Origin of the sequence: Coprococcus sp. AF102-57 (assembly GCF_027686195.1) — a bacterium.
In the GTDB taxonomy this organism is placed as follows: Bacteria; Bacillota; Clostridia; order Lachnospirales; family Lachnospiraceae; genus Allocoprococcus; species Allocoprococcus comes.
Genome location: NZ_JAQCSY010000010.1, coordinates 79,339 through 97,409 on the forward strand (window position 1 = coordinate 79,339; position 18,071 = coordinate 97,409).

15 protein-coding genes are annotated in these 18,071 nt (G+C 44.8%); all 15 read right to left on the reverse strand.

Annotated elements, in window-relative coordinates; translation table 11 throughout:
* Position 1 precedes the first annotated feature (1 nt).
* Complete coding sequence (locus PGZ10_RS08445) at positions 2 to 1,489, reverse strand: peptide MFS transporter (protein ID WP_117823802.1); 1,488 nt, start codon at positions 1,487 to 1,489, stop codon at positions 2 to 4.
* A gap of 288 nt (positions 1,490 to 1,777) precedes the next feature.
* Positions 1,778 to 3,766, reverse strand: a complete 1,989-nt coding sequence (locus tag PGZ10_RS08450; RefSeq protein WP_008369222.1) for a 2-isopropylmalate synthase — start codon at positions 3,764 to 3,766, stop codon at positions 1,778 to 1,780.
* Between the two features lie 239 nt (positions 3,767 to 4,005).
* Complete coding sequence (locus tag PGZ10_RS08455; RefSeq protein WP_270541128.1) at positions 4,006 to 5,406, reverse strand: D-alanyl-D-alanine carboxypeptidase family protein; 1,401 nt, start codon at positions 5,404 to 5,406, stop codon at positions 4,006 to 4,008.
* 76 nt (positions 5,407 to 5,482) lie between these two features.
* Positions 5,483 to 6,052, reverse strand: a complete 570-nt coding sequence (gene scpB, locus PGZ10_RS08460; RefSeq protein ID WP_055155895.1) for an SMC-Scp complex subunit ScpB — start codon at positions 6,050 to 6,052, stop codon at positions 5,483 to 5,485.
* Between the two features lie 6 nt (positions 6,053 to 6,058).
* On the reverse strand, positions 6,059 to 6,826 hold the full coding sequence (locus PGZ10_RS08465; RefSeq protein WP_008369228.1) for a segregation and condensation protein A: 768 nt from the start codon (positions 6,824 to 6,826) through the stop codon (positions 6,059 to 6,061).
* Positions 6,827 to 6,858: 32 nt separating this feature from the next.
* A complete protein-coding gene (locus PGZ10_RS08470; RefSeq protein ID WP_270541129.1) occupies positions 6,859 to 7,752 on the reverse strand; it encodes a metallophosphoesterase in 894 nt (297 codons plus the stop codon).
* A 15-nt stretch (positions 7,753 to 7,767) separates the two neighbouring features.
* Positions 7,768 to 9,024 (reverse strand): D-alanyl-D-alanine carboxypeptidase family protein, encoded by a 1,257-nt coding sequence (locus PGZ10_RS08475; protein ID WP_117834491.1) that lies wholly within the window; start codon positions 9,022 to 9,024, stop codon positions 7,768 to 7,770.
* 71 nt (positions 9,025 to 9,095) lie between these two features.
* Positions 9,096 to 9,380, reverse strand: coding sequence for a hypothetical protein (locus PGZ10_RS08480; RefSeq protein WP_022219906.1), 285 nt, complete (start codon positions 9,378 to 9,380; stop codon positions 9,096 to 9,098).
* Positions 9,381 to 9,478: 98 nt separating this feature from the next.
* Positions 9,479 to 10,720: an aspartate aminotransferase family protein gene (locus PGZ10_RS08485; protein WP_022219905.1), complete on the reverse strand. Its 1,242-nt coding sequence runs from the start codon at positions 10,718 to 10,720 to the stop codon at positions 9,479 to 9,481.
* 220 nt (positions 10,721 to 10,940) lie between these two features.
* Positions 10,941 to 11,555, reverse strand: coding sequence for a putative ABC transporter permease (locus PGZ10_RS08490; RefSeq protein ID WP_117556539.1), 615 nt, complete (start codon positions 11,553 to 11,555; stop codon positions 10,941 to 10,943).
* Positions 11,556 to 11,619: 64 nt separating this feature from the next.
* Positions 11,620 to 11,796, reverse strand: coding sequence for a 30S ribosomal protein S21 (gene rpsU, locus PGZ10_RS08495; RefSeq protein WP_004054229.1), 177 nt, complete (start codon positions 11,794 to 11,796; stop codon positions 11,620 to 11,622).
* Positions 11,797 to 11,954: 158 nt separating this feature from the next.
* Positions 11,955 to 14,594 carry an alanine--tRNA ligase gene (alaS, locus tag PGZ10_RS08500; protein WP_270541131.1) on the reverse strand — a complete coding sequence of 880 codons (2,640 nt, stop codon included), beginning with the start codon at positions 14,592 to 14,594 and terminating at the stop codon, positions 11,955 to 11,957.
* 118 nt (positions 14,595 to 14,712) lie between these two features.
* Positions 14,713 to 14,844 (reverse strand): vanadium nitrogenase, encoded by a 132-nt coding sequence (locus PGZ10_RS08505; RefSeq protein ID WP_270541133.1) that lies wholly within the window; start codon positions 14,842 to 14,844, stop codon positions 14,713 to 14,715.
* A 134-nt stretch (positions 14,845 to 14,978) separates the two neighbouring features.
* Complete coding sequence (locus PGZ10_RS08510) at positions 14,979 to 17,405, reverse strand: homocysteine S-methyltransferase family protein (RefSeq protein WP_270541134.1); 2,427 nt, start codon at positions 17,403 to 17,405, stop codon at positions 14,979 to 14,981.
* 12 nt (positions 17,406 to 17,417) lie between these two features.
* Entirely contained in the window at positions 17,418 to 18,065 is a 648-nt protein-coding gene (locus tag PGZ10_RS08515; RefSeq protein WP_270541135.1) for a vitamin B12 dependent-methionine synthase activation domain-containing protein, read from the reverse strand.
* Positions 18,066 to 18,071: the final 6 nt, after the last annotated feature.

Consider the following 18,071-nt stretch of genomic DNA (forward strand, 5'->3'; position numbering starts at 1 on the left):
TTTATGCTTCTGCGTTCTTGTCCAGTCCCATTCCGACTGCAAGCTTTTTACTGAAAATTGCTACAACCACACCGACTGCACATACACCCAAACCGATTGCTACGAAGAACGGAATTTCGCTTCCTTCTTTGTAGAAGTTTGTGAGCAGCGTGTTAAGAGCAGCTCCTGTAGACTGTGACATTGACCAGATTGTCATCATCTGTGTCATGAATGCCTTCGGTGCTGCAACAGCCGTGATTGAGTAACCGATCGGGCAGGTAAATCCTTCACCAAGCATCAGGATTGCATAGAATAATACGATCCACCATGCGCTGACTTTTGCATCTCCAGGATAGATTACATAGAGGAGTGCAATGATTAAAGCTCCAAGTCCCCAGAAGATTGTTCCGATACCCATCTTTGTGGTTCCGTATGGCTGTTTCTTTCCGAGTTTTGTCCATACTGCTGTCAGGATACTTCCGATGATAACTGCAAATACTGCTGGGATTGTCTGCATAGATGCTGCAGGCACTTCAATTCCGAACAGTACACGGTTAACCTTTTCTTCATAGAAGATTGCAAGGATTGAAATTGTCTGTGTCCAGATCAGCAGGGTAACTGCGTTACAGATGAACGGCGGAACCAGGCAGAGGATTTTCTTCTTCTCATGTGGCTCTGTCTTTTTACTTTTGTAAATAACTACCAGGTATACGATCGGGATAATGATCGATACAGTACTGATTACATTTGAAAATACAGAAATACTTAATGTTCCTGTTGCAAAAAGCGTTGCAAGAACAACTGCGCAGATAACAAGTACAATGATCATCTTTGTGATGAAAGAACGTTTCTTATCATCCGGAAGCGGATCATCCGGTTCAATACCGATATTACCGAAGAACGGTTTGTATGTAACTGCATATACAACGATACCCAGGAATGCAAGGACTGCACATGCCGCGAATGCTACATGATATCCGAGTGCTGCTGCGATTATACCGGAAAGTACCGGAGCTGCTGCACCAATGTTGGAAATTACGTAAGAAATCGTGTAAGCGCTGTCACGTCTTCCATCGGATTCATCATAGAATTTTCCAAGAAGAGCATCCAGGCATCTGCCACCGAACATCGGTCCGATTGCCAGACATCCCATAGCGATTCCATAGCCAGGAACGCCAAGTGGTAATGCAAGGCATACATATCCAATAAATGAAAGTGATCTTGATATAAATAAGGACTTCCGGCATCCTAAGATACGGTCGCAGACAAAGCTTCCGACAATACCTGTCAGTACGACAACTGTTGAATATAAAGAGATCAGCTGTGCTGCATTTGCCTTGCTGAATCCAAGTCCTTCCGGTGCATTTGCGTATAAGTAGTAAATCAGTACCGCACTCATCGCATAGCTTGCGAAAGAGTTACAAAGCTGCATAAAGCTCAGGGTTCCCACACCCTTTGGCTGTCCTAAAAAGGCGGTTTGTTTTCTTAACGCCTCATCATGTTCGTTCATTATTTTTTCCTCCAAGATAACCTTTTGTATTCTATTCATTCAGCAAAAAACAATCGTTAATTATTTCCCCATCCTCAGATGTCTTCACTCCTCCTTTTTCATAATTTTTAACTTTTGTTTTTTATTATGAACATACAACTATCTTACTTTTTTTTGTTTACTTTGTCAATAATTTTGCCTGTAAATATGAATTTTTGTTCACATTCATAAACATTGACAAAAAAGGAACGCAAAAAACGTCTTTTTAACCGCTTTTTGCGCCCTTTTTTCGTCATTTTTCTGTATTATTTATTTCTGGTTGCGGAACTGTACCGGTGTGATATTGTACGCCTTTTTGAAGAGCCTGTTGAAGTGCTCTACATTCTGGTATCCAACGGTCAGTGCAATATTTTCAACGGTCATGCTGCTGCTCTTTAACAGGGCACGTGCCTTTTTCATTCTGACTTTTTTGACAATATCCCCGAAAGTCATTCCGGATTTTTCTTTGATATATTTAGAAAGATACGGTTTGGACAGGAAGAATTTTTCTGCCAGATCATCTAAAGATACATCCAGATAATTTGCCTGGATATAGTTCATGATCTCTACCATTCTTTCATCTTTACATTCATTCACATTCTTCAGTTCATCGATCTTATTGACAGCAACTGTCAATGCCTCAATAGAAGCTTTGATGATATCGGCATCAATTCCGACTCCCCAGTAGGTCTTTCCATTGCAGATGACACCTACATAAGCACATGCCTTGGAAGAAGAACCACGTGTCAGGGAATGTTCTTCGTAGAAGCTCAGTTCATAGCTGATACCAAAGTACTGTTTGATCGCATTGCTGACTGCGTCAAGACGTCCGTTACCGCCTGCTGTTACCACACGTTTTCCATTTGCATGGGAAATGGTTGCATCTGCTATAATACCATCTTCCTGTTTGAAGTGGCATTCATCGATAGAGAAGATTCCTTTGTAATTTACATAATGATCTTCAAAAATGTGGTATACCCAGTCCGGAGTCAGCTCCTTGTGTGCTTTATCGGATACATCTTTTACCATGTAGCCGACTTCTTCACGCATTTCTTTCGGAACGCTGATGCCAAAGTTCTGTTTCAGAATGTAGCTTACACCGCCTTTTCCTGACTGGCTGTTGATACGGATAACATCTTTATCGTAAGTTCTTCCGATGTCCTTCGGATCGATCGGCAGATACGGTACGGTCCAGTGATCTCTTTCTTCCGCTTCACGCCATGCCATACCTTTTGCGATGGCATCCTGATGGGAGCCGGAGAATGCGGTAAATACCAGATCTCCTGCATATGGCTGTCTTTCATAGACATGCATTCTGGTCAGGCGTTCGTAGATTTCACGGATCTTTGGAATGTCAGTGAAATCCAGTCCCGGATCTACACCCTGCGAGAACATATTGAGTGCCAGTGTCACGATATCCACGTTACCGGTACGTTCTCCATTTCCAAATAAGGTTCCTTCGATACGGTCTGCACCTGCAAGAATACCCATTTCAGCAGTTGCCACGCCGCATCCACGGTCGTTGTGTGGGTGAAGGCTGAGTACCACGCCATCACGGTATTTCAGATTCTTATCTACATATTCTACCTGTCCTGCAAATACATGCGGCATTGCGTTTTCTACGGTTGTCGGAATGTTGATAATTACTTTTTTATCTTTTGTCGGCTGCCATACATCCAGTACTGCATTGCAGACATCCACTGCATAGTCCACCTCCGTTCCTGAAAAGCTTTCCGGACTGTACTCGAAAGTAAAGTTTCCTTCTGTCTGATCAGCAAGCTGTTTCAACAGCTTTGCTCCGTCGATGGCGATTTGTTTTACCTGTTCTTTGTCTTTTTTGAAAACCTGTTCTCTCTGTGCAACAGAGGTTGAGTTGTACACGTGGATCACAGCATGTGGTGCTCCCTGTACGGCTTCGAAGGTACGTTTGATGATGTGCTCTCTTGCCTGTGTCAGTACCTGAACAGTCACGTCATCCGGGATCATGTCTTTTTCGATCAGGGTACGCATGAACTGGTACTCTGTCTCAGATGCTGCCGGGAATCCGACTTCGATCTCTTTGAATCCCACATCGACCAATAACTGGAAGAATTCCAGCTTTTCATCCAGACTCATCGGCTCGATCAGTGCCTGGTTTCCATCACGCAGGTCAACGCTGCACCAGATTGGCGGTGCGTCTACATAATCTTTTTTCACCCAATCATATTCAAATTTCGGAGGCATAAAATATTGTCTCTCGTATTTTTTACAGTTTTCCATTTTGTTTCTCTCCTTTTATTTAATTGGAAAGGGCGGCATCTGCTTTTTCTTTTGTTCATATGAAAAAACAAGAAATTTTTCATAAAAATCACACAATTTGCCTAATTCCTGACTTTTCACAAATATCCGTCAACTTTCTTGTCTTATTTTGTTGTCTAGCTAATGCTAACATATCTTATCACGAAAGTCCATTGATGAATTTAAGCAATTTTCTTGATCTATTTTATTCTTCTCGTGTTTTAAAAATTAAATTGGTAAAACATTTCACACATTTTCATGGCTATCCAGGTAAATGTTCTCCGTCTGACTGTTTCTTTTACAACAGCCTGGCAGCTCCCCCATTTCTCCCCGTTTAAGAGATACGTGATCTGTCCGACCGGTGTTCCGCTTTTCACCGGCGCATCCAGTTTTTCCGGTACTTCTGTCTTTTCTTCTGCCACATCATCATCTCCGACCAGAATCTTACCCGGACTTTCTTTTCCTTTGATTTCCACTTCCACTGCTGCTTTTCCAAACAAACCATTTTGGGAAATACCGTTTTCCACGGGTATTTTCGAAAGCTCCGGTATTTTCCATACCTCATCATAACGATAATGTGCCATTCCGTACTCCATCAGTTTTCTTGTATCTGTCCATTTATAATTCTTGTTGTTTGGCCAGCCACAGGCAAGCAGTGCCACTACAAATGTACGATCCTCACTCTGTAAAGCCCCTACATAGCAATATCCGGCATCCCCGGTAAACCCTGTTTTCCCGGAAATCGCGCCATCCATCATCTGAAGAAATGCATTGTGGTTGCTGCAGCTAAAATTCCCCTTTCCCTCAGCATCAGAAAAGCTGTATGCCGGCATTTGCGTGATCGCAAGAAATTCTGCAGCTTTGGGAGAACGCAGGACACAGTAGCTCATGATTTTTGCCAGATCTGCAGCTGAAATGCTGTGCACACCGCCCACATCCTCTCCATCCAATCCGTTTGGCGTAACAAAATGTGCCTCAGTGCATCCGATCTCTTCCGCCTTTTCATTCATCCACCCGGCAAATTGCGGAACGGATCCTGCAAGGTGTTCCGCGATCGCCACTGCAGAATCATTATGGGATTCCAGCATCAGGGAATATAGAAGATCCCCCAGATAAAACGCTTCCCCTTCGTGCATTCCCAGATGAACCTTCGGCTGTGCGACCGCATTTGCAGAGGCTGTCACCAGGTCCTTCGGATTTCCCTTTTCCAGCGCAAGAATGCAGGTCATGATCTTCGTTGTACTTGCCATCGGACGCATTACATGCTCTTCCTTTCCGAGCAGAACCCTGCCGCTGTCCGCATCCACCAGCGCAGCGGAACGGGCATAGAGCCGGGCAAGAAGCTGCTCCCTTTCCTGCTCACGGGTTTCTTTTTCCTGTGCAGTCTGCGCATCCGAGACCGGTTCCTTTTGCTGCGTAGTCTCCATTATCTGTGTCCGTTCATTTTCTTCTGCAGGCACTTTCCCTGATAAGACCTTACCCGGACTTTCTCCTGTGGATTCTCTCCATAGCATCTTTCCTTGAAAAATCTGCAAACTAAAAAAGAATACCATGCACGCTGCCAGAATCCCTCTTCTGATCCGTGCCGGTATTCCATTCCTCTTCTTTTCTTTCTTTTTCATGCGCCCCGCTCTCCCTCCTGCTCTTTTCTGTTCCATTTTATGAACAGGGACGGGCGTTTATACTATGGATTCCATTTTAAATATTCAGCCGGATCTGTGCCTCATCTTCCGCTTCTTCTTTGAATGTCTCCAGCTTCTCCGGTTCAATGCCCGGGAGATCATCTAAAGACTGCACACTGAATCTGCGCAGAAATTCTTCGGTTGTTCCAAAAAGCAGCGGACGTCCCGGTGCATCAAGGCGCCCAAGCTCGCAGACCAGATTGTACTCGATCAGCTTGTTTACCGCATGATCCGATTTGACTCCGCGAATCTTCTCAATCTCCAGCTTGGTGATCGGCTGACGGTAAGCAATGATTGAAAGTGTCTCCAGCATGACATCTGTCAGGACATACTTTTTCGGCTGCTTTGCGATCCGGATCAGATACTCATACATCTCCGGTTTGCTACAGAGCTGATATGCATGATCCAGTTCGATGATCCGGATGCCACGCTCCTCTTTCTGATACTTGTCCATCATATTATGGATAAGTTTCTCCGTCGTCGGCACATCCTGCTCGATCGCGGATGCGATCTTACTCACCTCGACCGAATCTCCCATAGTGAACAGGATTGCCTCTATGATACTCTCCAACTGTTTTGTTCTCATTTTCTTCTATACTCCTTGCCGCAGTCCCTCGTCCGATGTAATGATGATATCATCAAACGTATGTTCCTGATATACCTGTATCTCTCCTGTCTTCATCAGCTCCAGCACCGCCAGGAAGGTGACAATGATCTGTACCTTGGATGCCTGCTTTTTCAGGAGATCCCGGAAACTGAATCTGTGATGTACCTTTGCATACTCATAAACATATTCCAGTTTCTCCGGAAGCGTAACCTCTTCTTTCTCGATCTTGCCGAACTTGCTTCGGATCGGATCCGTCTTATCTGCCTGTCTTTTCAGGATATCCTGAAAAATATCATTCAGCTTCGTCAGTGTCAGCCCGTCAAGAAGCGTATCCAGATCTACCGGTTCTTCGTATTCCTTTACTTCATCCGGAATGGTCGCTCCCTTATAGAACAGCTTTTCTCCGTCCACCTGGCGGTCACGCAGTTCATAAGACATGTATTTGTACATCTTGTACTGCAAAAGCTGCTCTACCAGTTCCTGACGCGGATCTTCTTCCTCGCCCTCTTCATTGACTTCCTTTGGAAGAAGCATCTTGCATTTGATGTCCAGAAGTGTCGCCGCCATGACCAGAAATTCACTCATGACATTCAGGTCTGCTCTGTCCATCGCCTGGATATATTCCATATACTGGTTGGTGATCTCTACGATTGGAATATCGTAGATGTCTATTTTATTTTTATCGATCAAATGTAAGAGCAGATCCAGAGGTCCCTCAAAAACCTGCAGCTTTACCGGTATTCCTTTTCCCATAGATATCCTTTCCAGTCAAATTGTCGATAACCTTATTTATTATACAGGAAAGCCGGGATGATATCAAGTACAACTAACTCTGCCGGATTCCAGAAGCGGAAATTGATCGTGTGGGTTCCGAGCCCTTTACTGACCACAATATATTTCCCGTCTTTTTCATAACAGTCCCCGCTGTAGCGTGGAAACAGACGGAACTGCGGACTGATCACACCGCCAAGCAGTGGAAGTCTGGCAATCCCGCCATGTAAATGTCCGGACAGCACCAGGTCTGCTCCCCACTTCCAGTAGGTTTCTGCGTAAAGCGGATGATGTGCCATTAAAATGCAGTATGCGTCCGTCTCTGCACTGCCAATCCGTTCTTCCATCTCGCCAGTCGTAAGCGGACACACCTTCCATCCTTTTTTATAGCATCCAAATGGAAGCTCCATCCCATATAAGCGCAGCTTCATCCCGTTTACCGGGATCTCTTCTGATCCATTCACCAGGACATGAATCCCTGCCTTTTTCAGTTCATTCTCATAATATCCATATTCTTTGCCGTAAATCTCCTGCTGCTCATGCATTCTCTGCTCATGATTGCCATTACAGCACCAGACCGGTGCAATCTGTGGAAGTTTTTTCATCAAATCCGCTGCCACTGTCCAGTCTCTTCCGGCTTTCCCGACCAGCATATCGCCGCCTGCCAGGATCAGATCCGGCTTTGCTTCCCTGATCGCCAAAAGCAGCTCTTCATTCTCTTTTCCATAGACATGATTATGCAGATCACTTAAGAAAGCAATCCGTACTTTTCCGGCATCTCCCTTTATTTTACTGGTTCTGATCCGGTATCTTGTAATCTTGAAGCAGTGCAGCTCCCGCCATACTTCTGCAAGAACTGCTGCTGCAAAAATCACCAGTATCAATACGATACTCCCTGTTGCCTTCATCTCTTCCCTCTTTCGTTATACCATCATTTCTTCCAGAATTTTAAGGAATGCGCCCCCAAATGTCAACTCCCCGACACCTTCTGTCGCATAAACCGGAACGCTTCCGATGGTTTTCTCATTCAGCCGGTAAATGACTTCTCCGATCTGGTCGCCTTTCTTTACCGGGGCAGTCTGTTTCTGTATCTGTACCTCTTTTTCCACGGCAGACAGATCTGATCCACTGGTATCCACATACCGGAAGCCCTCCAGCGTCTCTCCCTTTGCCTTCTCCTGCATTCCATGTTTCACTTCGGCGTACACAATTTTTTCCAGTGCCTTTTCATCCTGGTAAATACTGCATTTCCCAAAGCCATAGTTTAACATGGCAATGGCATCCTTTATCCGTGTCTTAGAATCCGGCTCTGCCATCACAACCGCAATCATATTGACCCCGTCTTTTCTTGCCGTTGCAGACAGGCAGAACTTCGCACCGCTTGTGGATCCGGTCTTCAGTCCGGTTGCGTATTCATACTGCCGGATCAGTTTGTTGGTATTACTCAGTCCGAATTCACTGCTGCCCTTTGCCGTAGTGTGGGTAATATTTTCCATCCAGATCGTTGAGTAATCCTCGATCTGTGGATACTTCGTGATCAGCTCCCGTGACATCAGTGCAATGTCTCTCGCTGTCGTCAGATGCCCTTCCGTGTCCAGTCCATTGCAGTTGACAAAATGGGTATTCGTCATTCCAAGCCCTGCCGATCTCTGATTCATCTTTTCCACAAAAGCCGGTTCACTCCCGGCAATCTTTTCTGCCATCGCCACGCAGGCATCATTGGCACTTGCCACAGCAATGCACTTGATCATTGTATCCACAGTCTGCTTCTCACCAGCTTCCAGAAACACCTGGGATCCACCCATCGATGCAGCGTACTCAGAAGTTGTGACTTCGGTATCCGGCGTGATCGTTCCGTCTGCCAGTGCATCAAAGATCAGAAGCAGCGTCATAACCTTTGTCACACTCGCCGGGGGCTTTTTCTCATCCGCATTTTTTTCTAAGAGAACCTGACCTCCGGAAGCTTCCATAATAACTGCGGACTCAGCAGATAGTTCCAGACCGGTCAGATTGCCCGAATTGTCTCTGTTCGTCTGCTCCGGATCCTCCTGCCGGATCACATCCTGCATAGCTTTCGGTCTTTCTCCCGGCTCGAAAATATCTGCCGCCCGGACCGGGATCCCATATACGGTCTGCACGCACAGAACCATGCCAAGCAGACCTGCCAGAAATTTGCGCATCATAAGACTCCTTTTTTCCATCCATCGATACTATATAAATAAGCCTTCTGACAGGAAAATAGAACCTTTCTTTACACTTCCCGGTTCATTTTTTCGCCTTCCTCATTGAACCAGTCCATTGCCTGACAGATTCCTTCTTCTGCAAATGGGAATTCTCTCTTTGTGATCTTTTCCTGTGGAATCTTATCATAAATAAACGGTCCTTCCCAGATACTTCCGACAAGAATCGTTTCTGAATTTTCCTCATCGGTCTTTTTTTCTTCTTTCGCCAGGCGATAATTCATTTTTCCCATACTTCCGTTAAATTTCGCTTTTTTATAAAAATTCAGCGGAAAAAGCTGCATTCTTTCTAACATATTTTTCACCTCAAAAACCGGCACAGAAACTTGGGGATTTCTGTGCCGGTACTCTATTTTTTATACAATTATATCAATAAGTCGGAGGAATGTCTATACTATGCAGTCTTCTGATCTACCTCATATTTTGCAGCAGCTTCGTTGATTGCATCTCTCATGATCTCGATTGCCTGATCTACGTGTTCTTTTGCAAGGATCAGTGGCGGGATCATACGGTTTACGCTGTCGCCGATCGCTGTGATCAGAAGTCTTCTTCTGAAGCATGCCCATTTTACTTCAAGAGCGATCGGAATATCGTATTCGCATCCTACCAGAAGTCCTTTTCCTCTTGCTTCTTTTACATGTGGAAGCTCTGCAAGTTTTTCTTTCATGTATTCACCCATTACTTTTGCATTTCCACTTAAATCTCTGTCGAGGATTTCAGAAATGGAAGCAAGAGATGCGGCACATGCAAGTGGATGTCCACCGTATGTAGAGCCATGTGTTCCTGATGTAAATACTGCAGCTACTTCTTCGCTTGCGCAGCATGCACCGATCGGCATTCCGCCTCCCATAGCTTTTGCCATCGTTACACAGTCAGGTTTTACACCATATCCCATGAATGCCATTGGAGATCCTGTACGTCCCCATCCAGTCTGTACTTCATCGAGAAGGAGAAGCATACCTCTTTCATCACAGAGTTTACGAAGTCCTTCGATAAATTCCTGTGTTGCCGGATGTACACCACCTTCGCCCTGTACCGGCTCGATCATGATCGCGATCGTGTTATCTGTTACTTTTGACTTGAAATCTTCAAGGTTGTTATATTCTGCGTAGGAGAATCCCGGAAGCATCGGTTTGAATCCAAGCTGGCATGCGTTATCCGGCTGTCCTGTTGCAGAAAGTGCTCCGTATGTTCTTCCGTGGAAACCATTGATTGCTGTTACGATATGGTAATGTTCCGGGCCATATTTTTCAACGCCGTATTTTCTTGCCATCTTGATCATACATTCGTTGGCTTCTGTTCCTGAGTTCTGGAAGAAAATCTTATCCATTCCGATCGTGTCACAGATCTTCTTTGCGAGAAGTGCCTGTGGAATTGTGTATGGGTAATTGAATGTATGCATGATGTCATCAAGCTGGTCTTTTACTGCTGCGACAACCTTCGGATTTCTGTTACCTGGTGTATTTACGGCAACTCCACCATAAAAGTCGAGGTAAGCTACCCCTTTTTCATCGTAGAGATACATACCTTCTGCACGTTCTGCGATAAAATCATATCTTGCATAGGTTTCTACCATATATTTTTTTACAATGTCCTTTAATTCTTCTGCTGTGAGTCCTGTGTCTTTGAGTTTCATAAGAATCTCCTCGCTTTCCTTCTTTTGATCATATACTACTTCATGCTATTCGTTCCGGACTTCGAATAAAAATGTGTAAAAGAATGTGCCTTTTGTTTAGCAGGAAATCTCTTCGGAATTTACCGCTAAACAAAAAGACGCCATGTACTAACTGTACATGACGTCCTTGTCGTTTACAAGACACAGTATAGACCACGGTCTATGGTTTTGTCAACAACAATTATGTCAAAAAATTATCTTTCATTTTGTCTTTTGCTTGTTCAATCTGCTGTATTTGTTCCTCATCCATGCTTTCCTGAAGATTCTCTTTCTTCTGGCGATAAATTGTCGCGGAAAAATCCATAATGTATCCAATCAGAATCAGATTGCCAATTGCACGCCCTGCACGAACCGGTATCATGGCAACAAACGCTGCAACTATGTTCTGCAGGAACATAAAAAGGAACAACGTATAGAATCCCCATGCGATCGAACTCTCCAGACAGATGATCCCCCTGTAGTTAAATGGCTTCTCATGGTAATCCCACCAGATCTCACCGAAAATGCGCTTCATCACAAGTGCCGTCAGAAATTCCAACGTCGTTGCAAGAAACGATCCCAGGAAAAACAGCAGTATACTATTGTCGCTATACGGACGTAATATAAAAAACACCGTAAGAGCACCAAACCCGTAGATCGGGCAAAACGGACCTTTTGCAAATCCCCTGTTCGTAATCTTATGATTACAAAATGACATATAGATGGATTCCACCAGCCATCCCATCATGCTGTAAGTCAGAAACCACATCACAACCTCATATCCATCTATTCCAAATATTATCCTATTCCACCACATAAAATTTTCCTGTAAAAATGGAGGGTTTATGAATCATAAACCCTCCATTATTGTTCTGCACATATTAGTTATATTTACGTTTTCTAGCAGCTTCAGATTTCTTTTTACGTCTAACGCTTGGTTTTTCGTAATGTTCTCTTTTGCGAATCTCCTGCTGAATTCCTGCTTTGGCACAGTTTCTTTTGAATCTGCGTAAAGCACTATCTAACGTTTCGTTTTCTTTAACGATTACATTTGACATAGTCTCACACCTAACCTCCCCTCCAGCCTGGTATTGTGCATCATACGACTGTTCGGGTATATTTATTGCACTACATTAGATTATATCATATTTTTCATCTCAGTCAAGAATTTTTTGAAAAATAGGAAAAATATGCATAAATCTGTCATTTTCCGGCATTATTTTATCTGTTCTGCCAGTACCTCTTTGACTTTTGCAAGGGCATCCGGGATTCCAGCCGGGTTCTTTCCGCCAGCCTGTGCCATGTTCGGACGTCCACCGCCGCCACCACCTACACAGGAAGCGATTGCCTTGATCAGGTTGCCTGCGTGAGCCCCCTTCTTCATTGCTTCATCTGTTGCTGTAGCCATCAGGCTTACCTTGCCGTTCGCGCTGGATGCGATCACGACCACGCCTTCTCCGATCTTCTCCTTGAGCTGGTCTCCAAGGTCACGCAGTCCGTTCATGTCCATATCTTCTACGCTGACAGCAATCACTTTTACGCCGGCTACTTCTTCTACCTGATCCATCACATCACCCATGGCATCTTTCGCAAGCTTGCTCTTCAGGCTTTCTACTTCACTGTGAAGTTCTTTGTTCTCAGTCTGAAGATGTGCGATCTTCTCAGATACAGTATCCGGAGTTGCTTTCAGGAGCTTGGCTGCTTCATGAAGCAACTGTTCCAGTTCTCCATAATAATCCATCAGTCCTTTGGATGTAAGTGCTTCGATACGGCGTACCCCTGCTGCCACACCACTTTCAGACAGGATCTTGAATGCTCCGATCTCGCTTGTATTGGCAACATGTGTACCACCGCAGAACTCAATAGAGTAATCTCCCATATTTACAACACGGACGATGTCGCCGTATTTCTCACCGAACAGAGCCTGTGCTCCGGTCTTTCTTGCTTCTTCGATCGGCATGTTCTTAATGACAACCGGCAGAGATCCGGAAATGCTTTCATTTACCATATCTTCTACTTTCTGCAGTTCTTCCGGTGTCATTGCAGAGAAATGAGAGAAGTCGAAACGAAGTCTCTTGTCGTCTACATAAGATCCGGACTGTTCTACATGTGTACCAAGTACGGTACGGAGTGCTTTCTGAAGCAGATGGGTCGCACTGTGGTTTCTTGCACAAAGCACACGTCTCTGCGAATCAACGGTCAGAGTAACCTGATCTCCAACCTTCATCATACCCTTTGCCATATAACCGATATGACCGATCTTGCCACCAAGCATCTTCTTCACATCTTCCACAACAAATTCACCGTCACCGCATTTGATCACACCGTGGTCGGCTTCCTGTCCACCGCTTGTTGCATAGAACGGAGTCTCATCTACAAAGATGGTTCCTCTCTCACCGTCAGAAAGAGCGTCTACGATCTCATCTTCTGTGGTAAGTACCGTAATCTTCGATTCATATTCCAGATGCTCGTATCCGACAAACTTAGAAGTTACAGACGGATCGATGGATTCGTATACGGTTGCATCTGCTCCCATGTAGTTCGTTGCCTTACGTGCTTTTCTTGCAGTCTGGCGCTGAACTTCCATTGCGGCTTTAAATCCCTCTTCATCAATATCCATACCTTCTTCTTCCAGAATCTCTTTGGTAAGATCGATCGGGAATCCATAGGTATCATATAATTTGAACGCATCTTCTCCGGACAGAGTCTTTGTTCCTTCTTCTGCCATCTTTTCTTTCATCTCATTCAGAATGACAAGCCCCTGGTCGATGGTCTTCTCAAACTGCTCTTCTTCCTTGCGGATGACATTCATGATAAAGTCTTTCTTTTCTTCCAGCTCCGGATATCCGTCTTTAGAGCCTTCGATCACTGTTGCAGCAAGATCTGTAAGGAATCCCGGTGCAATGTTCAGAAGTCTTCCGTGACGGCATGCACGGCGGAGAAGACGGCGAAGAACATATCCTCTTCCTTCATTAGACGGCATAATACCATCAGAGATCATGAAAGTTACAGAACGCACATGGTCTGTGATTACACGCAGAGATACGTCTGTGCTTTCATTATCTCCATAAGATACTCCAGCGATCTCACATACCTGGTCACGCAGTGCTTTTAAAGTATCAATATCGAACATAGAGTCTACATCCTGTACGATACATGCAAGTCTCTCAAGTCCCATACCGGTATCAATATTCTTCTGCTTCAGTTCGCTGTAGTTTCCATGTCCATCATTGTCGAACTGTGAAAATACGTTGTTCCAGATCTCCATATAACGGTCACATTCGCAGCCTACTGTACATCCCGGTTTACCACATCCGTATTTTTCTCCACGGTCATAGTAAATCTCTGAACACGGACCGCACGGACCTGATCCATGCTCCCAGAAGTTGTCTTCTTTTCCGAAACGGAAAATTCTCTCCGGTGCAATACCAATCTCTTCGTTCCAGATCTTCCATGCCTCATCATCGTCTTCATATACGGACGGGTACAGACGATCCGGATCCAGTCCAACCACTTCTGTCAGGAATTCCCATGACCAGTGGATCGCTTCTGTCTTAAAGTAATCACCGAATGAGAAGTTACCAAGCATTTCAAAGAAAGTACCGTGACGTGCAGTCTTTCCTACGTTCTCGATATCTCCTGTACGGATACATTTCTGACAGGTTGTCACACGGCGTCTCGGTGGGATCTCCTGTCCTGTAAAATATGGTTTCAGCGGTGCCATTCCTGAATTGATCAGCAGAAGGCTGTTATCATTGTGCGGCACCAGCGAAAAGCTTTTCATTTTTAAATGACCTTTGCTCTCAAAAAAGTCAAGAAACATGCGTCTAAGTTCGTTAACTCCGTAAGCTTTCATCTTTATCCTCCTCGCTTCTATCAGCTAAATTCTAATTATAAAGAGATTTTGATGGCTTGTCAATATAATGAAATTTAAAAAGGAACCGCATTTTCTGCGATTCCTTCTTTTTTCCATTCTACTTAGTCTCTGAATTCTTTGCGTCTTTTCTTTCGCGAAGCTTCTTGCCTGCAAAAACCCCTCCGACCGCAAACACTCCGATAAAGAGCATCTTCAATACCGTAGAGATCAGTGTTGAAAAAAATGTCATCTTGTCATGCCTCCCATGCTATCATTTTCTTTTCTCCTTGATTTATGCATATTATAGCATATACAAAAAAATTTTCCAAACTTTTTTAGCATTTTCACATACAATTTCGACCTTTTGTATCTGCCTTGCAGTTCCTACTCCACCATGCTAAAAAATTTCTGCGCATAGTGTACAGACTGCATGGCATCTTTTCCATAGAAATCTGCCCCGATCATATCCGCGTAATCCTGGTTCAGAACAGCCCCGCCTACCATGACTTTGCAGTCCGGTTTTTTCTCTCTTAAGAGTTTGATCGTCTCTTCCATGCTGACTACAGTTGTGGTCATCAGCGCACTTAAGCCTACCAAAGTGACATTCTCCTCAACTGCTTTTTCTACGATTGCCTCCGGCGGTACATCCTTTCCGAGATCGATCACATCAAAACCATAATTTTCAAGAAGAACTTTCACTATATTCTTTCCGATATCATGGATATCACCTTTTACGGTAGCAAGGATGATCTTCTCCTTCTTTTCTTCTTCCTGTCCGGATGAAGCAAGCACATCCTTGATAACTGCAAAGGCAATCTTCGCAGCATCCGCACTCATCAGAAGCTGCGGAAGGAAGACGGTTCCCTTTTCAAAACCTTCACCGACTACATTGAGTGCCGGGATCAGTTCCTCCTGGATGATATCCAGCGGTTCCCTCGTACCGATCAGGTCACGGGTGATATGATGCGCCTCTTCTTTCAGCCCTCTCTCGATTGCATATTTGAGTGTCATCTCAACGCCTGCAGCTTTTGGTGCATTTCCGGCTGCTGCAGCTGCCTGCGATGCCTGGACTGTCACCGTCTCTGTGGTTCCCGCATAAGTACTGATATAATTCGTACAATTTTCATCAAAGCCCATCAGTGCATTATAAGAACGATAAGCTTTCATCATATCTTCTGAGGATGGATTGATGATTCCTGCCGTCAGTCCGTTCTGCATTGCCATCGCATAGAAATAGCTGTTGACAATCGGGCGCCTTGGAAGTCCAAAAGAAATATTCGATACTCCAAGAACGGTTCTGACCCCGAATTCTTCCCGTACTCTCTTCAATGCTTCCAAGGTAACCTTTGCCCCGTCCTTTTCCGAACTGATGGTCATGGTCAGCACATCGATCACGATATCTTTCTTGTCGATTCCGTATTTGGCTGCTTCGTTGATGATCTTACCTGCAACACGCACACGGCCTTCTGCATCCTTCGGAATCCCCTCTTCATCAATGGTCAGTCCGACAACCACACCGCCATATTTCCGGACCAGAGGAAAGACTTCGTCCATAGAAACCTGCTTTCCGTTTACAGAGTTGATCATCGGCTTTCCATTGTAGATACGCATTGCACGTTCCATAGCCTTTCCATCTACTGTGTCAATCTGAAGTGGAAGACTGGTCACGCTCTGCAGTTCTTTTACAACTTTTTCCATCATGGCAACTTCGTCAATATCCGGAAGTCCTACATTGACATCCAGAATGTGCGCGCCCTTATCCTGCTGCGTGATCGCTTCTTTCAAAATGTAGTCCATATCTTCATTTTTCAGTGCTTCTTTGAATTTTTTCTTTCCAGTCGGGTTGATTCTTTCCCCGATGATACGCGGCATATCATCCAGGATCACAGCCTGTCCATAAGAAGATACGATCGTATCATGCTTTTTCTCGATCTCGCGCAGCGGAAGATCTTTGCATTCTTCCACCAGCTTTTTAATATGCTCCGGTGTCGTTCCGCAGCATCCGCCGATCACACAGGCTCCTTCTTTTACAACCTCCTGCATGATCCGGGCAAACTCATCCGGCTCTACATCGTAATACGTTTCCCCGTTCTTCTGCTTCGGAAGTCCGGCATTTGGCTTCACAATGATCGGAAGGGAGGTATATCTTCTTAAATCGTTTAGGATTGGAAGCATCTGTTTCGGCCCAAGTCCACAGTTCAGCCCCAGTGCATCTACGCGGAGTCCTTCCAGCATTGCCACAACAGAAAGGACATCCCCGCCTGTCAGAAGCTTTCCTCTTTCATCAAAGATCATGGTTACAAATACCGGAAGAGAAGAATTTTCTTTTGCTGCAAGAATGGCTGCCTTTACTTCATAGGTGTCACTCATGGTCTCGATATGGATCAGGTCTGCACCGTACTTTTCTCCATAGCGGACGGCTTCTGCAAATGCTTCATAAGCATCATCAAAATCCAGATCTCCCATTGGTTTCAATAGCTTTCCGGTCGGTCCCATATCCAGTGCCACATAAGTCTCTTTTCCAATCTGCTCTCCTGCTCTTTTTGCATTTGCAATCCCTGCACGGATCACTTCTTCAACCGTATATCTGTCATCATGAAATTTGCAGACATTAGCGCCAAAGGTATTTGCAAGAACCACATCACTTCCTGCTTCGTAATATCTGCGGTGAATCGCTTCCACCTTTTCCGGATGTTCGATGTTCCAGGTCTCCGGAAGTTCTCCCGGTGCAAGTCCTTCTGCCTGCAGAAGAGTTCCCATTCCTCCATCTAAAAATAAAAGTTCTTTTCCCAAACGTTCTCTGATATTCATACCCTACGCTCCTTAATTTCTTCTGTAAATGCAGTCCTTCTTCTCACACACTTCGCAGCCTTTGATGTGACATTTTTCCTCCGTATCACTGATCCCAATGATTGCAGTCACCGATTTTGTCGGTGTGAGCATATAGCTGTCTGTCATGGTAAGTCCGATCTTCTTTGCCGTATCCAGCATCCGTAGGATATCGTCCTGATGATGGATATCAAAATCACCGTATCCCGGACTGAATCTCGGTCTGAGCCATTTATTCTGTGCTTTTAACTCTTCTCCGATCGAAAGCTGCAGATCGTCACAGTACTCCTCCAGATATGCAGCTGCACATGCCTGCAATACGACAGATTTCGCCATATCTGTCAGTGAATAACGTTTCATCAGTATATCGACACTGGTACCGAGTGTTGCGCCAAATACAACTGCCTCTTTGCAACCTCTGAGATTCTTTCCGAGACTTCTGCTTTTAATATTCATTTTTCCGATCGTCACCTGGTCTTCTCCTGTAACTTTACAGTCAAAAATGCGATAGACGGATTTTGCCTGCGTAGTCTGATCGAGCTCCCCGAAGGAAACATCGATCAGCGCAAGCGTCTGTTCATCTACCGCATGTCTTCCATATCCCAGATAACGAATTGCTTCTTTCGTTCTGGCATCTGTCATCTTTCT

Coding starts and splice junctions, on each gene's coding strand:
- PGZ10_RS08445 (WP_117823802.1), bottom strand. CDS start 1,489: ATGAACGAACATGATGAGGCGTTAAGAAAACAAACCGCCTTTTTAGGA.
- PGZ10_RS08450 (WP_008369222.1), bottom strand. CDS start 3,766: ATGGAAAACTGTAAAAAATACGAGAGACAATATTTTATGCCTCCGAAA.
- PGZ10_RS08455 (WP_270541128.1), bottom strand. CDS start 5,406: ATGAAAAAGAAAGAAAAGAAGAGGAATGGAATACCGGCACGGATCAGA.
- scpB (WP_055155895.1), bottom strand. CDS start 6,052: ATGAGAACAAAACAGTTGGAGAGTATCATAGAGGCAATCCTGTTCACT.
- PGZ10_RS08465 (WP_008369228.1), bottom strand. CDS start 6,826: ATGGGAAAAGGAATACCGGTAAAGCTGCAGGTTTTTGAGGGACCTCTG.
- PGZ10_RS08470 (WP_270541129.1), bottom strand. CDS start 7,752: ATGAAGGCAACAGGGAGTATCGTATTGATACTGGTGATTTTTGCAGCA.
- PGZ10_RS08475 (WP_117834491.1), bottom strand. CDS start 9,024: ATGCGCAAATTTCTGGCAGGTCTGCTTGGCATGGTTCTGTGCGTGCAG.
- PGZ10_RS08480 (WP_022219906.1), bottom strand. CDS start 9,380: ATGTTAGAAAGAATGCAGCTTTTTCCGCTGAATTTTTATAAAAAAGCG.
- PGZ10_RS08485 (WP_022219905.1), bottom strand. CDS start 10,720: ATGAAACTCAAAGACACAGGACTCACAGCAGAAGAATTAAAGGACATT.
- PGZ10_RS08490 (WP_117556539.1), bottom strand. CDS start 11,555: ATGTGGTGGAATAGGATAATATTTGGAATAGATGGATATGAGGTTGTG.
- rpsU (WP_004054229.1), bottom strand. CDS start 11,796: ATGTCAAATGTAATCGTTAAAGAAAACGAAACGTTAGATAGTGCTTTA.
- alaS (WP_270541131.1), bottom strand. CDS start 14,594: ATGAAAGCTTACGGAGTTAACGAACTTAGACGCATGTTTCTTGACTTT.
- PGZ10_RS08505 (WP_270541133.1), bottom strand. CDS start 14,844: ATGACATTTTTTTCAACACTGATCTCTACGGTATTGAAGATGCTCTTT.
- PGZ10_RS08510 (WP_270541134.1), bottom strand. CDS start 17,405: ATGAATATCAGAGAACGTTTGGGAAAAGAACTTTTATTTTTAGATGGA.
- PGZ10_RS08515 (WP_270541135.1), bottom strand. CDS start 18,065: ATGACAGATGCCAGAACGAAAGAAGCAATTCGTTATCTGGGATATGGA.